The 14,379-nt window shown below is 59.9% G+C and carries 17 protein-coding genes; 6 read left to right on the top strand and 11 right to left on the bottom strand.

Annotation, left to right across the window (positions count from 1 at the left end; genetic code table 11):
• The first annotated feature begins 17 nt into the window (after positions 1 to 17).
• The 4 genes from HW452_RS03960 to HW452_RS03945 are packed head-to-tail and all read left to right on the top strand — an operon-like array spanning position 18 to position 3,119.
• A complete protein-coding gene (locus tag HW452_RS03960) occupies positions 18 to 1,508 on the top strand; it encodes a penicillin-binding protein activator (protein WP_224104803.1) in 1,491 nt (496 codons plus the stop codon).
• 2 nt (positions 1,509 to 1,510) lie between these two features.
• Positions 1,511 to 1,882 carry a YraN family protein gene (locus HW452_RS03955; protein WP_224104802.1) on the top strand — a complete coding sequence of 124 codons (372 nt, stop codon included), beginning with the start codon at positions 1,511 to 1,513 and terminating at the stop codon, positions 1,880 to 1,882.
• A gap of 24 nt (positions 1,883 to 1,906) precedes the next feature.
• Positions 1,907 to 2,500 (top strand): phosphoheptose isomerase, encoded by a 594-nt coding sequence (locus HW452_RS03950; RefSeq protein WP_224104801.1) that lies wholly within the window; start codon positions 1,907 to 1,909, stop codon positions 2,498 to 2,500.
• A gap of 46 nt (positions 2,501 to 2,546) precedes the next feature.
• Positions 2,547 to 3,119 (top strand): BON domain-containing protein, encoded by a 573-nt coding sequence (locus HW452_RS03945; RefSeq protein WP_224104800.1) that lies wholly within the window; start codon positions 2,547 to 2,549, stop codon positions 3,117 to 3,119.
• A 74-nt stretch (positions 3,120 to 3,193) separates the two neighbouring features.
• Here the strand turns inward: HW452_RS03945 and HW452_RS03940 are convergent, their stop codons facing one another.
• From HW452_RS03940 to zapE, 8 genes are all read right to left on the bottom strand, one after another.
• Positions 3,194 to 3,679 carry a ClpXP protease specificity-enhancing factor gene (locus HW452_RS03940; protein ID WP_224104799.1) on the bottom strand — a complete coding sequence of 162 codons (486 nt, stop codon included), beginning with the start codon at positions 3,677 to 3,679 and terminating at the stop codon, positions 3,194 to 3,196.
• A 56-nt stretch (positions 3,680 to 3,735) separates the two neighbouring features.
• Positions 3,736 to 4,362 (bottom strand): stringent starvation protein SspA, encoded by a 627-nt coding sequence (sspA, locus tag HW452_RS03935; protein WP_106373120.1) that lies wholly within the window; start codon positions 4,360 to 4,362, stop codon positions 3,736 to 3,738.
• A gap of 136 nt (positions 4,363 to 4,498) precedes the next feature.
• Positions 4,499 to 5,230: a cytochrome c1 gene (locus HW452_RS03930; protein WP_224104798.1), complete on the bottom strand. Its 732-nt coding sequence runs from the start codon at positions 5,228 to 5,230 to the stop codon at positions 4,499 to 4,501.
• Entirely contained in the window at positions 5,227 to 6,477 is a 1,251-nt protein-coding gene (locus tag HW452_RS03925) for a cytochrome b (protein ID WP_224104797.1), read from the bottom strand. The genes HW452_RS03930 and HW452_RS03925 overlap by 4 nt, the downstream gene beginning before the upstream one ends.
• The gene (gene petA, locus HW452_RS03920) at positions 6,477 to 7,076 is read right to left on the bottom strand and encodes a ubiquinol-cytochrome c reductase iron-sulfur subunit (protein ID WP_224104796.1); all 600 of its coding nucleotides are present in this window, start codon (positions 7,074 to 7,076) and stop codon (positions 6,477 to 6,479) included. Before petA ends, HW452_RS03925 begins: the two co-directional genes overlap by 1 nt.
• 224 nt (positions 7,077 to 7,300) lie before the next feature.
• Entirely contained in the window at positions 7,301 to 7,690 is a 390-nt protein-coding gene (gene rpsI / locus HW452_RS03915) for a 30S ribosomal protein S9 (RefSeq protein ID WP_224104795.1), read from the bottom strand.
• Between the two features lie 13 nt (positions 7,691 to 7,703).
• On the bottom strand, positions 7,704 to 8,132 hold the full coding sequence (gene rplM / locus HW452_RS03910; protein ID WP_224104794.1) for a 50S ribosomal protein L13: 429 nt from the start codon (positions 8,130 to 8,132) through the stop codon (positions 7,704 to 7,706).
• Positions 8,133 to 8,312: 180 nt separating this feature from the next.
• Positions 8,313 to 9,494, bottom strand: coding sequence for a cell division protein ZapE (gene zapE / locus HW452_RS03905; RefSeq protein ID WP_224104793.1), 1,182 nt, complete (start codon positions 9,492 to 9,494; stop codon positions 8,313 to 8,315).
• A gap of 201 nt (positions 9,495 to 9,695) precedes the next feature.
• Here zapE and HW452_RS03900 point away from each other — a divergent pair, with 201 nt between their 5' ends.
• On the top strand, positions 9,696 to 10,160 hold the full coding sequence (locus HW452_RS03900) for a ZapG family protein (protein WP_224104792.1): 465 nt from the start codon (positions 9,696 to 9,698) through the stop codon (positions 10,158 to 10,160).
• 47 nt (positions 10,161 to 10,207) lie between these two features.
• Here the strand turns inward: HW452_RS03900 and HW452_RS03895 are convergent, their stop codons facing one another.
• A complete protein-coding gene (locus tag HW452_RS03895) occupies positions 10,208 to 10,969 on the bottom strand; it encodes a Nif3-like dinuclear metal center hexameric protein (RefSeq protein WP_224104791.1) in 762 nt (253 codons plus the stop codon).
• Positions 10,970 to 11,108: 139 nt separating this feature from the next.
• Here HW452_RS03895 and HW452_RS03890 point away from each other — a divergent pair, with 139 nt between their 5' ends.
• On the top strand, positions 11,109 to 12,368 hold the full coding sequence (locus tag HW452_RS03890; RefSeq protein ID WP_224104790.1) for a Do family serine endopeptidase: 1,260 nt from the start codon (positions 11,109 to 11,111) through the stop codon (positions 12,366 to 12,368).
• Between the two features lie 15 nt (positions 12,369 to 12,383).
• Here HW452_RS03890 and hisD read toward each other — a convergent pair whose 3' ends face one another.
• Both hisD and hisG read right to left on the bottom strand, forming a co-directional pair.
• Entirely contained in the window at positions 12,384 to 13,712 is a 1,329-nt protein-coding gene (hisD, locus tag HW452_RS03885) for a histidinol dehydrogenase (RefSeq protein ID WP_224104789.1), read from the bottom strand.
• A gap of 13 nt (positions 13,713 to 13,725) precedes the next feature.
• Positions 13,726 to 14,379 carry an ATP phosphoribosyltransferase gene (gene hisG, locus HW452_RS03880; protein ID WP_224104788.1) on the bottom strand — a complete coding sequence of 218 codons (654 nt, stop codon included), beginning with the start codon at positions 14,377 to 14,379 and terminating at the stop codon, positions 13,726 to 13,728.

Below are 14,379 nucleotides of genomic sequence, written 5' to 3'. Positions count from 1 at the left end.
AAACTAAGGAAGGATACATGAAACACTCTCTGCGTGGCGTATTCGCCACTGCCCTCACCGTACTTCTGATGTCCGGCTGTGCGATGCAGTCGCCCAGCGTAGTCGACCGCGGCGATGACCGAGACGCCGGCCGTCTGCTGAGCCAGGCAGAGCAGCAGGCCCCGGACCAAGCCGCCAAGACCCGCCTGGAAGCCGCCGGCATTCTGGCTCAGCAAGGCCAGCGGGATAACGCGTTTGAAGCAGCGGGCAATGTTGATGTGGCGCGCCTCTCCGAAGGCGACCGCGTCCGCTGGGCCCTGCTGTTCTCGGAGCTTGCGAGGGCCATGGACGACCCGCGTGCCGTGCTGCGGGCAACACAGGTATTGAACGATGACCTGCCCATGCAGAATGACCAGCGCGAAACGCTGGAAGAGCGCCAACGCTGGGCGCGCAATGCTCTGGATGAAGGCGACCCCGAGCTTCTGGCGCTGCCAGGCCTGGAAGGCCAGCCGATCCGCCGTATCGTCGTGGCCCTGCCGGAATCCGGCCCCCTGAGCAGCGTGGCCAACACGCTGGCAACCGCCATGCGTCGCCATCATGACATCATTGGCGACAACGTCGAACTTAGCTTTCTGGACGCCTCGCAGTACTCCATTGACGAGCTTTACCAGCGCGCCGAACAGATGAACGCCCAGTTGATCATTGGCCCGCTTGCCAAGGATCAGGTGACACAGCTCGAGCAGCGCGACAGCGTACCGCTGCCTACCCTTGCGCTCAACTATGGAAGCGGCGAGCAGAACAATGCCGCCCGCCTGTTCCAGTATGGCCTTTCTGCAGAGGACGAAGCCCGCCAGGCCGCCCGCCGTGCCTACCAGGACGGCCATCGCCAGATGTCGATGATGGTGCCTGACAACGACTGGGGTCGCCGCGTGGGCGAGGCATTCTGGAACGAGTGGCACCGCCAGGGCGGCGAGATTACCAACGCCGTACGCTACAACCCGGAAAGCTCGGTTTCCAATGCGGTCAAGACGGCCCTGAATGTGAGCGGTGAGCGCGCCCAGCTTGGCAATATCGATGCCTTGTTCCTGCTGGCCCTGCCGGACTACGCACGCCAGGTACCGCCCACCATGGACTATTTCTACGCCCCCAACCTTCCGATCTATGCCACCTCGCATCTGCATGAAGGCCGTCTGCAAACCCGTCGCGACCAGGATCTCGACGATGTCATGTTTGTCGACATTCCCTGGCAGATCCCGGATGCCGCCGTGGGCGGTGAAGAAGTCCTGCCCTTCTACGCCACCTACCAGCGCCTGCGCGAAGAGTCCGATGCCTCCATGTTCCGCCTCATGGCCATGGGGGTCGATGCCTACGAGATCGCCACACACTTGACCGACATTGCCGCGCTCAACGGCATGCAGGGCAGCACCGGCACCCTCTTTCTGACCGGCGATGGCCGCATCTACCGCGAGCTGCCCTGGGCCAGGTTCCAGAACGGAACACCTACCCCCATTCTGATCCCCGGCCAGTAAACGTGACCCATAACGCCCAGACGGCGCGCAAGCGCGGTGCAGCCATCGAGCAGCTAGCTGCAAGGTGGCTGCAAGCACGGGGGTTGATGCTGGTCACCCAGAATCACCACGTAAAGGGCGGCGAGCTGGACCTGGTGATGCGCGATGGAGAAACGCTGGTGTTTGTCGAGGTCAAGCACCGCGTTACCACCCAGCACGGACACCCGCTGGAAACCATCACCCCGACAAAGCGAAAGCGTCTGGTGCGGGCTGCCACGCTGTATATTGGCAGATACGGCCTTACATCTCCGTGCCGCTTTGATATCCTTGCCATTACCGGCACGCCGCCGGATCTCGAGTTTCAGTGGGAGAAAGCGGCGTTCGATGCCTATTGATTCTATTTTAACCAGGAAGCCCTGATGGACTTTCAAGCACGCATTCTTGATCACTTCAACGCAAGCATCGACACCAAGACCTATGCCAGCGAAGTGCTGCCACCGTTTATCGAAGTTGCCAGCCAGATGATGGTCCAGTGCCTGGTCAGCGAAGGCAAGATCCTTGCCTGCGGCAATGGCGGCAGCGCCGGTGACAGTCAGCACTTCTCCTCGGAGCTGCTCAACCGATTCGAGCGCGAGCGGCCAAGCCTGCCGGCCCTCGCCTTGACCACCGACACCTCGACGCTGACCTCGATTGCCAACGACTACAGCTACAATGAAGTGTTCTCCAAGCAGATCCGCGCGCTAGGCCAACCGGGCGACATCCTGCTGGCGATCTCGACCAGCGGCAACTCGGCCAACATCGTGCAGGCCATCCAAGCCGCCCACGACCGTGAAATGGCAGTAGTCGCCCTGACCGGGCGCGATGGTGGCAACATGGCCTCCCTGTTAGGCCAGGACGACTGTGAAATACGCGTACCGGCCACCTCGACCGCCCGGATTCAGGAAGTCCACCTGCTGATCATTCACTGCCTGTGCGATCTAATTGATGAACAGCTGTTTGGCGGCACTGCCTGATCAAACGCACTCGTCTCTACTTTTATCGGATAAGGAGTCATTCGACATGGCCCTGCGCTTTTCTTCCCGTGCCCTTGTAGCGGCTACCCTGCTCACCGCTGCGTTAATCAGTGGCTGCGCGACCAACACCGCTTCCAACCCTTCCAATTATGGCCAGCGCAGCGACGACGTTCAGGCGGTGGATGCCACCATCGAGCGCGAAGCCCAGCGCGCCCTTGACCGCGCCGACGCCCGCCTTGGCGATGCCCGCATTCGCGCTCACAGCTACAACGGCGCGCTGCTGCTGGTCGGCCAGGTGCCTAGCGAAGAGCTACGCACCAAGGCAGGCGATGTGGCTCGCAATCTGCGTGGCGTCAACCAGGTGCACAACGAGCTGACCATTGCCGCTCGGCTTCCGGCAAGCCAGCGCCTGACCGACACCTGGCTCACTACCAACGTGGTCAGCACGCTTGCCACCAATGATCGCATCGACTCGTCAAAGCTCAAGGTCACCACTGAAAACGCCAGCGTCTACCTGATGGGCATGGTCACTCACGAAGAGGCTGACCGCATCGTGAATGCGGCCTCCTCGGTAGGCGGCATTCAGCGCATCGTCAAGGTGTTCGAATATATCGATTGACCATGCGTCTGGTGTAAAAAAACCTCGCACGGTGACCCGTGCGAGGTTTTTTTAATGCACTACCCATCGCTGGATTACTTGACGACGCGAAGTGTAGGCTTTTTCTTGGGTTTCTTGGCATCCCGAGGAGGCTCGGCCTCGTCACTCAGCTCCTCTTCCGGCACCGGCTCGGTCACCGAAAGCTCTGGCCTTGAAGATGTATCACTCACCTCTTCAAGCAGCGCCTCGTCGTCGCCTTCTTCACTCAACTCCGGCTCGTGGCCAAACACCATGCCCACTCCGTTTTCACGCGCATAGATGGCAATCAGGGCAGGTATCGGCACCATCACCTGCATCGGCTGACCACCAAAGCGCGCATTGAAACCGATGGCCTGATTCTCCATGAACAAATCACGCACGGCGGTTGGCGCCACGTTCAGAACGATCTGACCGTTCTGAACAAACTGGCGCGGCACCTCTACCCCCGGCTGAGTCGCATCCACGACCAGATAGGGCGTCAATTCGTTATCCAGCAACCACTCGTAGAGCGCTCGGGCAAGATAGGGACGGCTCGATTTCATAAAACCCCCTCCTCCTGACTAGTGAGACCCGCCCACAGGGGGCGGGGTCAGTAAATTCAAGCACGCATCTCTTTTTCACGCTCGTTCAAGGACGCCTTGAACGCTTCACGCTCAAACACCCGTGACATGTAGCTCAAAAGCGGCTTGACCTGCTTTTCGGGCAGCTCGATATTAAGCTCTGGCAAGCGCCAGAGGATAGGCGCAAGACAGCAGTCCACGAGGGTGAATTCTTCGCTCATGAAGAACGGCATGTCTTCGAAGATGGGCGAAATACCGATCAGACTTTCACGCAGCTCCTTGCGCGCCTTCTCGGCCTCTTTCTTCCCGCCGCTGCGAATCAGATCCACCATGGGGCACCATTCACGCTCGATGCGGTGCATCCACAGCCTGCTCTGCGCGCGGGCAACCGGGTAGACCGGCAACAGCGGCGGATGGGGGAAACGCTCATCCAGGTATTCCATCATGACCTTGGATTCATATAGCACCAGATCACGATCGAGCAGCGTAGGAACGCTGTTATACGGGTTGAGGTCTGCCAGATCTTCTGGCGGCTGTTCTTCGTTCACATCGACGATATCAACAGCAACCCCCTTTTCAGCCAGAACAATGCGCACACGATGACTGAAATGATCATCACTACCGGAGTAAAAAATCATCGACGACCGCTTGGCCACAACACCCATGAAAGCATCCTCGCATCAAAACAATTATGGATAATAACACGCCATGGCTCCCTTATGGTAAGGCAGCCTGTTTAGGGTTACCGCTCAACAGCAGGCGCACGGCAGCGCGGCTGCCGGACATTTCATCATCATTTGGCTAACGCACGTCTCGCCAGTACTCACGCTTGAGCAGATACGCCATTACGCCAAACACAAACAAGAACACCATGACCCCGGGCGCTATAGCCCGCGCTTTCAGCCGGGATGGCTCGCTGACATAGGCGAGAAAATTGCTGATATCGCCGACCACCTGCTCGAACTCGTCAGGCGACAACGTGCCGGGTTGCGCAAGGACAAGCTCGCGACAATTCTCGGGCCTGCTCAGCACACGGGAGGCGCCCGGCGGACAGCCCAGCTTCTGAACACCTTGAAGGGGTTCGAGTACATTGGGCATGGCCACCGATTCAACGACCGTGTTATTGACCCCGAGCGGCCGGTCTGTGTCTTGGTAAAACCCCAGCAGGTAGGCGGAGATCCACTCGGCGCCGTGACGCTTGGCAGCCAGCGTCAAATCCGGCGGCTCGACACCCCACCACTGCTGTGCGGCTTCACCTGTCAATGCGTTGGTCATGGGGTCGTCAAACGCCTGAACGGGAGAGAACATCAACTGCTCTTCCATGAGCGCCTGAGGAATGTCCAGATCTGCCGCCGTGCGCGAGAAGCGCTGGTATTCGAGCGTATGACACCCCAGGCAGTAGTTAACATAGAGCTTGAGGCCGCGCTGAAGCGATGCCTGATCGCCCAGGTCCGGCGGCATCGAACGCGACGCATCCGCCAGCGCCGCCAACGGCATCATCAACAGCCAGAGTATCAGCATCCATCGGCTCATGGGCTAGCTATCCTTTGCGGCACGGGCCTGGCCTTCTCCCAGCGGGTATAAAACGGCATCAGCAGGAAGTAGGCGAAATAGGTCGCCGTAAACAGCTGCGCCAGATGTGTGCGCAGAGGCGTCGACGGCAGTATGCCCAGCACCCCCAGTGCCATGAAGCTCAGGACAAATACCCCAAGCATGACTTTCGAAACCCACCCCTTGTAGCGCATGGAGCGCGCCGGGCTACGATCAAGCCAGGGCAGCACAAACAGCGCGGCAATCGCGCCTGCCATGAACACCACGCCAAGAAAGCGCGCCTCCAGCCCGAACAGGGAAAAATTGACCGCACGCAAGATGGCGTAGAAAGGCGTGAAGTACCACACCGGCGCAATATGCTCGGGCGTGGTAAACGGGTCGGCTGGCGCGTAATTGGGCGCCTCGATGAAGAAGCCGCCCCCTTCGGGAAAATAGAAGACTACGCCACAGAACACGAACAGAAAGACCGCCACGCCGACCAGATCCTTGAGCGTATAGTACGGGTGAAACGGAATGCCATCCAGCGGCCTGCCTTCGGCATCGACATGCTGACGGATCTCGATACCTTCGGGGTTGTTTGACCCCACCTCGTGCAGCGCCATGATATGCAGCACCACCAGCATCAGGATCACCAGCGGGAGGGCAATGACATGCAGTGCAAAAAAGCGGTTCAGGGTGACACCCGATACCAGATAGTCGCCACGCACCCACTCGGCAAGCCCCGGGCCGATACCCGGTATGGCCGAAAACAGCGAGGTAATGACCTGCGCACCCCAGTAGGACATTTGCCCCCAGGGCAACAGATACCCCATGAAAGCCTCTGCCATCAACGCCAGATAAAGCGCCATGCCGAACAGCCACACAAGCTCGCGGGGCGCCTTGTAGGAGCCATACAGAAGCCCTCGAAACATGTGCAGGTACATGACGATAAATAGCGCCGACGCACCCGTGGTATGCAGGTAGCGAATCAGCCACCCCCACTCCACATCGCGCATGATGTACTCGATGGAGGCAAACGCTCCCTCGGCCGAGGGGTCATAGCTCATGGTGAGCCAGATGCCGGTAAGCACCTGGTTGACCAGCATCAGCAGCGCCAGCGAACCAAACAGATACCAGATGTTCAGATTCCTGGGCACATGGTAATTGGCCAGATGATCTCGCCATAGTCTGCGTGCCGGGAAGCGCGCCTCCAGCCAGCTCTGCTTTTCTTCCCGCTTCGGCGCTCCCATCAGCCAGGCTCCCCGTCTTCACCGACTTCGATAATCGCCTCGCTCAGGAAGCGATAAGGAGGCACCTCAAGATTGGTCGGCGCCGGCATGTTGGTATACACGCGCCCGGCCAGATCAAAGCGTGAACTGTGGCACGGGCAGTAAAAGCCGCCGGGCCAGTCACCACCTCTTGCCTCGGCGGCACCGGGTTCAGGCCGATACAAGGGCGAACAGCCAAAATGGGTACACAGGCCGATCAAAACACCAATATCGGGTCTACGTGAACGAAGCCCCCCTTGGGCGTACTCCGGTTGCTGTGGCTGACGGGAATCAGGGTCGGCCAGAGCGGTGGGCGAAACCGCCTGGGTACGGGCAATCATTTCCGGCGTTCGGCGAATGATCCAGACAGGTCTTCCCCGCCATTCGACGGTCATTCGCTGGCCGGGACGCAGCTTGGATATATCGGCCTGAACCGAGGCGCCGGCCGCGCGTGCGCGTGCACTTGGTCTCCATGCAGCGACAAACGGCACCGCCACTCCGGCCATACCGACCGCTCCCATGACGGAAGTAGCGCCTACGAGAAAACGGCGCCGGGCCTTGTTAATGCCGTGTTCAGCCATGTAGAACCTCTCCCATCCAAGAAAACGCCGCGCCCATGGTAGCACTTGGTCATGCGTTTGCGGATGCGCTGCATCAAGTCAACCACTTTAAAAGGCGTGCCGAACGGACGCCTGCTTCGTACTACCGCGGTATACGCCTGCAGGGCATTCAAACTATACAGAGAAGCACAATAAAAAACGCCCAGGCCGGTGGCCTGGGCGCTTTGCCGCATAGCGTTGAAAAATTAACGCTTGGAGAACTGCGGACGACGACGTGCTTTACGCAGGCCGACTTTCTTACGCTCGACCTGACGGGCGTCACGCGTTACGTAGCCAGCGGCACGCAGCGTGGAACGCAGGTCTTCGTTGTAGTTCATCAGGGCACGAGTGATACCGTGACGAATGGCGCCTGCCTGTGAGGAGCCGCCGCCACCGGCAACGGTGACGTAGATGTCGAACTGGTTCAGTGTTTCAGTCAGTTCAAGCGGCTGACGAACCACCATACGACCCGTCACACGACCGAAGTAGAGATCGAGGTCCTTGTCGTTGACGGTAATTTTGCCAGAGCCCGGCTTCATAAACACGCGAGCGGTGGAAGTCTTGCGGCGCCCGGTACCGTAATACTGCTGTGTCATGGCGAAGATTTCCTCAGATGTTCAGTTCAAGCGGCTGCTGGGCAGCATGCGGATGCTCGGCACCGGCGTACACTTTCAACTTGGTATACATGGCGCGACCCAGAGGGCCTTTCGGCAGCATGCCTTTAACGGCGAACTCGATGATACGCTCAGGCGCATGGTCGAGCATCTTGTCGAATGTCATGGAGCGCAGACCGCCCGGATAACCGGTATGGCGGTAATAGGTCTTGGCCGCTGCCTTGTTGCCAGTCACCTTGACTTTCTCGGCATTGATGACAACGATGTAGTCGCCGGTATCAACGTGAGGAGTAAATTCGGGCTTATGCTTGCCACGCAGGCGGCGAGCAATTTCGGTTGCCAGACGACCGAGCGTCTTGTCCGTAGCATCGACAACATACCAGTCGCGCTGGACGGACTGCGGCTTAGCACTGAACGTCTTCATGGATGAAATCACCAGATTAAGTGTGTTGGGCGACTCACACCGCCAGGCGGTGAAGCGCCGTCCCTATTTTTTTTGGTTGCCGGTACAACCCGGCAACGTGTAGCGAGGCGGCATTCTACAGCAAGCCACCGGACAAGTTAAGCCCCTGGAGACTTTTTCTTGCCATGCTCCTGCAGATGTTCAGGGCTTGTGCGGTAGCGCCAGGTACTCCCGCGACTGCATTTCCTGAAGGCGCGACAGCGTACGCTGGAACTCGAAGGTAAGCTTGCCGTCAGTATAGAGCGCTTCCACCGGCACTTCGGCAGACATGAGAAGCTTTACTCCGCGATCGTAGAACTCATCGACCATGTTGATGAAGCGCCGCGCCTGGTCATCGTGCCGAGCTTCCATACGCTTGACATTGGATACCAGGACGGTGTTGAAGCCACGCGCAAGTTCGATGTAGTCGTTCTGACTGCGCGGGCCGTCGCAGAGTTCGAGAAACTCGAACCAGGCGACGTTCTCGTGCAGGCGGCGTGTTTTCAGCACGCGATGATTGATCTCCAGCGGTGCGTCGGCCTCCCCCTCCCCGCCGGCGATCTCGCGAAAGCTGCGCGAAAGCTCCTGCTCGGCTGCGTCGTCCAGCGGCGAGTGAAATATTTCTGCCCGCTCCAGGGCTCGCAGCCGGTAATCGACACCTGAATCGACGTTGACCACCTCGCAGTGACGCTTGACCAGATCAATGGCGGGAAGAAAGCGTGCCCGCTGAAGACCATCCTTGTAAAGGTCATCCGGCACGATGTTCGAGGTAGCCACGAGCACCACGCCCCGCTCGAACAGCGCCTCGAGCAGCGTCGCCAGAATCATGGCATCGGTAATATCCTTGACGAAAAACTCGTCGAAGCAGATCACCCGCGCCTCGGAGGCAAACTTGCCGGCAATCAGGGCAAGCGGGTTCTTCTCTCCCTTGTAGTGGGTCAGTTCGTTATGCACCCGCTGCATGAAACGGTGAAAGTGGGTACGCATCTTTTCAGGAAACGGCAGCGCTTCAAAGAAGGTATCCACCAGGTAGGTCTTGCCGCGCCCTACCCCGCCCCAGAAATAGAGCCCCTGCACCTGAGGCAGCGCAGGTTCGTTCGAGGAGGAGGACTTGCCGAACAGTCCTGCCATCCTGGCCTTGAATCCACCGCTGGCAATCACCGCCTTGGGCACGGTGGTGGGCGCCTTGATCAAATCATCGTAAAGGCGCTGCAAGTGCTTGACCGCCATTTCCTGGGCGGCATCGTACTGAAAGTCTTCCCTCGAGAGGTCAGCCCGGTAGCGCTCCAGGGGGGTCGGCCGCGATGTCTGACCCACCTTTTGGTCTGCAGAAGTAGCTGGCATGTGCTTGCTCCAAAGCGTCTTGCGCGGCGTTGACGATGCGGTCAAACGCCTTTCAAAAAGGGGAGATTATACGCTGCACACACGCTAAGCGCATGGTTGGATTGACCTGACCAACCAATCGACGCCTATAATGCAGATTGATTCGTTCGCAAACCGTTTGCCCGCGGGTAGCGGGGCGCACCAAGTGTCAGGGAGAAAACTGTGGAAGCAAGCTCGCCTTATACCTTTGCCATCATTGGCATACTTATCGGCTTCGTCATCGGTTTGGGATGCTATCGTCTGTTTAGCAAGGGAGAGCGCCAAAATGCCTCCTTGCGTCAAACGCTATTGGAACGAGAACATCAGATTGCCGAACTGAAAAAGGGCATGGGAGGCCATCTGACCGGCGTCTTCGAGCGCCTGGACAGCATTCGTGCCGAAGCCGACCAGCTCGAGAAGCAGATCACCGAGGAGGTGAAGGAGTGGCACCTGGGCAGCAATACTCCGGCTGCACTGAAAGCGCGCCAGGCGGCGACCCAGCCTGCCGCGCCAGACGCCTCTTCACCTGAAGGCGAAAGCGCCCTGGCCACTCCTCGTGATTACGCGGACGGCAAGAACGGCACGCTATCGGAAAACTTCGGCCTCAAAGAGAGCAGTACCAGCGCGCCACAGCCGCCGCGCTACTGAGTCAGACTCGCCTCGATCAAGCGCAGCTCAGCCCCGCCACCCTTGGGTCAGGCGGGGTTATCTATATCGACAAAGCGATGTTCGATCGCGTACTCATCAGCAAGCCATTCCCCCAATGCCTGCACGCCATAGCGCTCCGTGGCATGATGCCCGGCAGCGATGTAGTGAATTCCCAGCTCACGAGCCAGGTGCGTGGTGCGCTCGGAAATTTCACCGGAGACAAACGCCTGAGCACCCGCCTCAAACGCCGTGGTAATCATGTCCTGCGCCCCGCCGGTGCACCAGGCAATCCGCTCGATATCACCAACACCCGGCGCCTCGATCAACAGCGGCGTACGCGTCAGGGTAAGACCGATCTGTTCGCCGAGCACGGCCAGGCTCTGGCGCTGCGGCAAGCGCCCTGACCATAGCAAGCCGTCGCCCAGCTCGCCATCCAGGCAACCTTCCACCTTCCAGCCCAGGTGCCGGGCGAGTTCGGCGTTGTTGCCCATTTCACTGTGCGCATCCAGCGGCAGATGATAAGCCAGCAGGTTGATATCGTGATCGATCAACGTCTTGATGCGCCGGTGCTTCATGCCGGTGATGGCAACCGGCTCGTTTTTCCAGAAATAACCGTGATGGACCAGTACCATATCGGCTTGCCAGGCTACCGCCTCATCGAGCAGTGCCTGGCTTGCGGTAACACCGCTCATCACGCGCTTGACCTGCTCACGTCCGGCCACTTGCAGCCCATTGATGGTGTAATCCTTGAAGGTAGCGGCGCGCAACTGATGATCACAGGCGGCTACTATCTGGTCGCGATGAGTCACAAAGGCTCCTTTAATGATTCGTACAGGGGTCGTGAGGAACGACACTATAAAGTGTTACCATGATGCCATAGTAAAACTCGTTTCGTATGATCGCGAACCTCACGTTCATCAAGACCGCTACCCGCTGAGGAACACTTGCATGCACCGCTTTGTGCTGCCCTATCTATGGCCTGTTTTGACCGGGGTGCTGCTGGCTGCCCTGCTGCTCTTCATCTTTCCAGACAAGCTTTCCAACCCGTTTTCCAGCACGCCGTTTTCGAGCGCGCCTTCCTCATCGTCACAGCCACCGGCCTCCCCGCTGGTGACCGCCAGCGAGCAGTCAAGCAACCGACCCGCGCCGGACATCCGCCAGGCCGCTCCCCTGTCACGGGATCAGGGGCCAGCAAGTTACGCCCATGCGGTCAGCCAGGCAGCCCCCGCTGTGGTCAATATCTATTCATCGCGTATTGTCGAGCGCGACCAGCATCCGCTGATGTCGGACCCCTTTTTCCAGCAGTTCTTCAACGGCGACGACGCCACCACGCATCAACGCATGCTGTCGAGCCTGGGTTCGGGAGTCATTGTTAGCCACGATGGCTACGTGCTGACCAACCACCATGTAATCAACGGCGCCGATGAAATTCAGGTAGCGCTGCGCGATGGCCGCGAAACCCTGGCAGAAGTGATCGGCACCGACCCGGAAAGCGACCTGGCGGTGCTGCGCATCCGCCTCGATGATCTTCCGGTCATTGAGATGACCGACTCCGCCGACGTGGCCGTGGGCGATGTCGCCCTGGCGATCGGCAATCCGTTCGGCGTCGGCCAGACAGTGACCATGGGCATCATCAGCGCCACCGGTCGCAGCCATCTTGGCCTGAATGCCTACGAAGACTTCATTCAGACCGATGCAGCGATCAACCCGGGCAACTCGGGCGGCGCCCTGGTCAATCCGGACGGCGCCCTGGTCGGCATCAATACCGCCATCTTTTCGCGCTCTGGAGGCTCACAAGGCATTGGCTTTGCCATTCCCGCCAACCTGGCGCACAGCATTCTCGATGAGCTGGTAACTCAGGGGCGGGTGATTCGCGGCTGGCTGGGTATCGAGGCACAAGCGCTTTCCAGAGAGCTTGCCGCCTCGTTTGGCCTACGCACTCCTCAGGGCGTGATCGTGGCAGGGGTGGTCAGCGGCGGGCCGGCGGCCAATGCCGGCCTGGAACCGGGCGACATCCTGCTCTCCATCGACGGCCAGGCGGTTCTTGACGCCCGCGCTACCATGAGCAACATTGCCTCGATTCCGCCCGGCACCTCCCTTCCTCTCACTATCGTGCGCAGCGGCGAGCGGATGGATGTCACTTTGGAAGTGGGCGAGCGCCCGGTGATGACCAATGCACCTGCTGGCGAGCGCCCGAAGGATTCGTGACGCCCGCCGAGGCGCTTATTTCTCGATACGGTATTCGGCTGACCGCGCATGAGCGGTCAGCGACTCGCCCCGTGCCAGCACGGAGGCAACCCCGCCCAGCACTGAAGCCCCTTCGCGAGAGCAGTTGATGATCGAGGAGCGCTTCTGGAAGTCGTAGACACCCAGTGGCGACGAAAAACGCGCCGTGCCGGAGGTCGGCAGAACGTGATTGGGGCCTGCACAGTAGTCGCCCAGCGCTTCGGCAGTATAGCGTCCCATGAAGATGGCGCCTGCATGTCGCACCTCCTCAAGCCAGCTTTCCGGGGCATCCACGGAGAGTTCGAGATGCTCAGGTGCAATCCGGTTGATCAGGCTGATCGCCTCGGCCCGGCCTTCACAAAGAATCAGTGCGCCGCGCCGGCCAAGCGATTCACGCACGATCGCTTCACGCTCCAGGGTCGGCAGCAGGCGTTCGATGGCCTCCTCGACCGCATCCAGGTGTTCTCTATCCCAGCTCACCAGAATGGCCTGAGCGTCCTCGTCGTGCTCTGCCTGGGAGAATAGGTCCATGGCAAGCCACTCGGGGTCCGTCTGACCGTCGGAAACCACCAGAATCTCCGAAGGCCCGGCAATCATGTCGATTCCCACCTGGCCAAACACGGCCCGCTTGGCGGTGGCGACATAGATGTTGCCAGGCCCCACGATCTTGTCCACTCGCGGCACCGTTTGCGTACCGTAGGCCATGGCGGCAATTGCCTGGGCACCGCCAATGGTAAAGACATGATCCACACCGGCCAGATGCGCTGCCGCCAGCACCAGCTCGTTGATCACGCCGTCCGGCGTGGGGACCACCATGACGATCTCGCGCACGCCCGCCACGTGAGCCGGGATGGCGTTCATCAGCACGGAGGATGGATAGGCGGCCTTGCCGCCGGGCACGTAGATACCCGCGCGGTCGAGTGGCGTCACTTGCTGCCCCAGTACCGTGCCGTCGGCTTCTTCATATTGCCAGGAGCCAGGTTTCTGACGCTCGTGGTAAAGCCGGATGCGCTCCGCGGCACTGGCAAGCGCCTCACGCTGCTCGCCGGGCAGATGCTCAAACGCCTGTTTGAGACGCTCCGGCGTCAGGCACAGCGCCTGCATGGACTCCACCGCGAGGCGGTCAAAGCGGTTGGTGGCTTCGATCACTGCAGCGTCACCGCGCTGCTTGACGTCGGCCAGGATTTCCTCGACGCGGGCTTGAACCGCGCTATCGGAAACCCCCTCCCAGTCCAGCAACGCGCCCAGGCGTTGCTCGAAGGCATCATCGCGTGTCGAGAGACGGGCAACCGTGGGCGGCGTTCCCGTTGAAGACGTGGTGCTCATAAAGACTCCCGAGTCATTGTACAGGCAGCGCCTGGCGTTTTTTTACCGCGCTGTCCAGACGCGCCAAAAGCGGCTTGATACGCTCGTGCTTCATGGTCATGGCCGCCTTGTTGACGACCAGACGCGTACTGATATGAGCAATCAGTTCACGCGGCTCCATGCCGTTGGCCCGTAGCGTATTACCGGTATCCACGATATCGACAATCTCGTCGGCCAGGTTCATCAAGGGCGCAAGCTCCATGGCTCCATACAGCTTGATGACCTCGGCCTGGATGCCCTGCTCGGCGTAGTAGCGTCTGGCGATATTGACGAACTTGGTAGCTACCCGACGGCGCGCCTGGGCTGGCTGATGTCCCGTCACACCGGCCGTCATCAGCTTGCAGCGAGCGATATCCAGATCCAGCGGCTCGTAGAGCCCTTCGGCACCGTGCTCGAGCAGCACGTCCTTGCCGGCAATCCCCAGGTCTGCAGCCCCCAGCTGAACGTAGGTGGGCACGTCGGTTGCCCGAATGACCACCAGCTTGACGTCGGCCAGATTGGTATCGAACAGAAGCTTGCGGCTCTTGCCCAGGTCTTCTGCCGGTGTAATGCCGGCATCCGCGAGCAGTGGCAGTGTTTCGTCCAGAATGCGCCCCTTGGAAAGGGCGAGAATCAATTGCTTACTCAT

The sequence above is a fragment of the Vreelandella aquamarina genome (genome assembly GCF_020075495.1).
In the GTDB taxonomy this organism is placed as follows: domain Bacteria; phylum Pseudomonadota; class Gammaproteobacteria; order Pseudomonadales; family Halomonadaceae; genus Vreelandella; species Vreelandella aquamarina_A.
Note: the sequence above shows the minus strand (reverse complement) of the source record. Positions and strands in the feature narration are given on the sequence as shown.

Excerpts from the sequence above, each read along its gene's own strand:
- HW452_RS03960 (WP_224104803.1), top strand. The coding sequence starts at position 18 with ATGAAACACTCTCTGCGTGGCGTATTCGCCACTGCCCTCACCGTACTT.
- HW452_RS03950 (WP_224104801.1), top strand. The coding sequence starts at position 1,907 with ATGGACTTTCAAGCACGCATTCTTGATCACTTCAACGCAAGCATCGAC.
- HW452_RS03945 (WP_224104800.1), top strand. The coding sequence starts at position 2,547 with ATGGCCCTGCGCTTTTCTTCCCGTGCCCTTGTAGCGGCTACCCTGCTC.
- HW452_RS03940 (WP_224104799.1), bottom strand. The coding sequence starts at position 3,679 with ATGAAATCGAGCCGTCCCTATCTTGCCCGAGCGCTCTACGAGTGGTTG.
- sspA (WP_106373120.1), bottom strand. The coding sequence starts at position 4,362 with ATGGGTGTTGTGGCCAAGCGGTCGTCGATGATTTTTTACTCCGGTAGT.
- HW452_RS03930 (WP_224104798.1), bottom strand. The coding sequence starts at position 5,230 with ATGAGCCGATGGATGCTGATACTCTGGCTGTTGATGATGCCGTTGGCG.
- HW452_RS03925 (WP_224104797.1), bottom strand. The coding sequence starts at position 6,477 with ATGGGAGCGCCGAAGCGGGAAGAAAAGCAGAGCTGGCTGGAGGCGCGC.
- petA (WP_224104796.1), bottom strand. The coding sequence starts at position 7,076 with ATGGCTGAACACGGCATTAACAAGGCCCGGCGCCGTTTTCTCGTAGGC.
- rpsI (WP_224104795.1), bottom strand. The coding sequence starts at position 7,690 with ATGACACAGCAGTATTACGGTACCGGGCGCCGCAAGACTTCCACCGCT.
- rplM (WP_224104794.1), bottom strand. The coding sequence starts at position 8,132 with ATGAAGACGTTCAGTGCTAAGCCGCAGTCCGTCCAGCGCGACTGGTAT.
- zapE (WP_224104793.1), bottom strand. The coding sequence starts at position 9,494 with ATGCCAGCTACTTCTGCAGACCAAAAGGTGGGTCAGACATCGCGGCCG.
- HW452_RS03890 (WP_224104790.1), top strand. The coding sequence starts at position 11,109 with ATGCACCGCTTTGTGCTGCCCTATCTATGGCCTGTTTTGACCGGGGTG.
- hisD (WP_224104789.1), bottom strand. The coding sequence starts at position 13,712 with ATGAGCACCACGTCTTCAACGGGAACGCCGCCCACGGTTGCCCGTCTC.
- hisG (WP_224104788.1), bottom strand. The coding sequence starts at position 14,379 with ATGAGTAAGCAATTGATTCTCGCCCTTTCCAAGGGGCGCATTCTGGAC.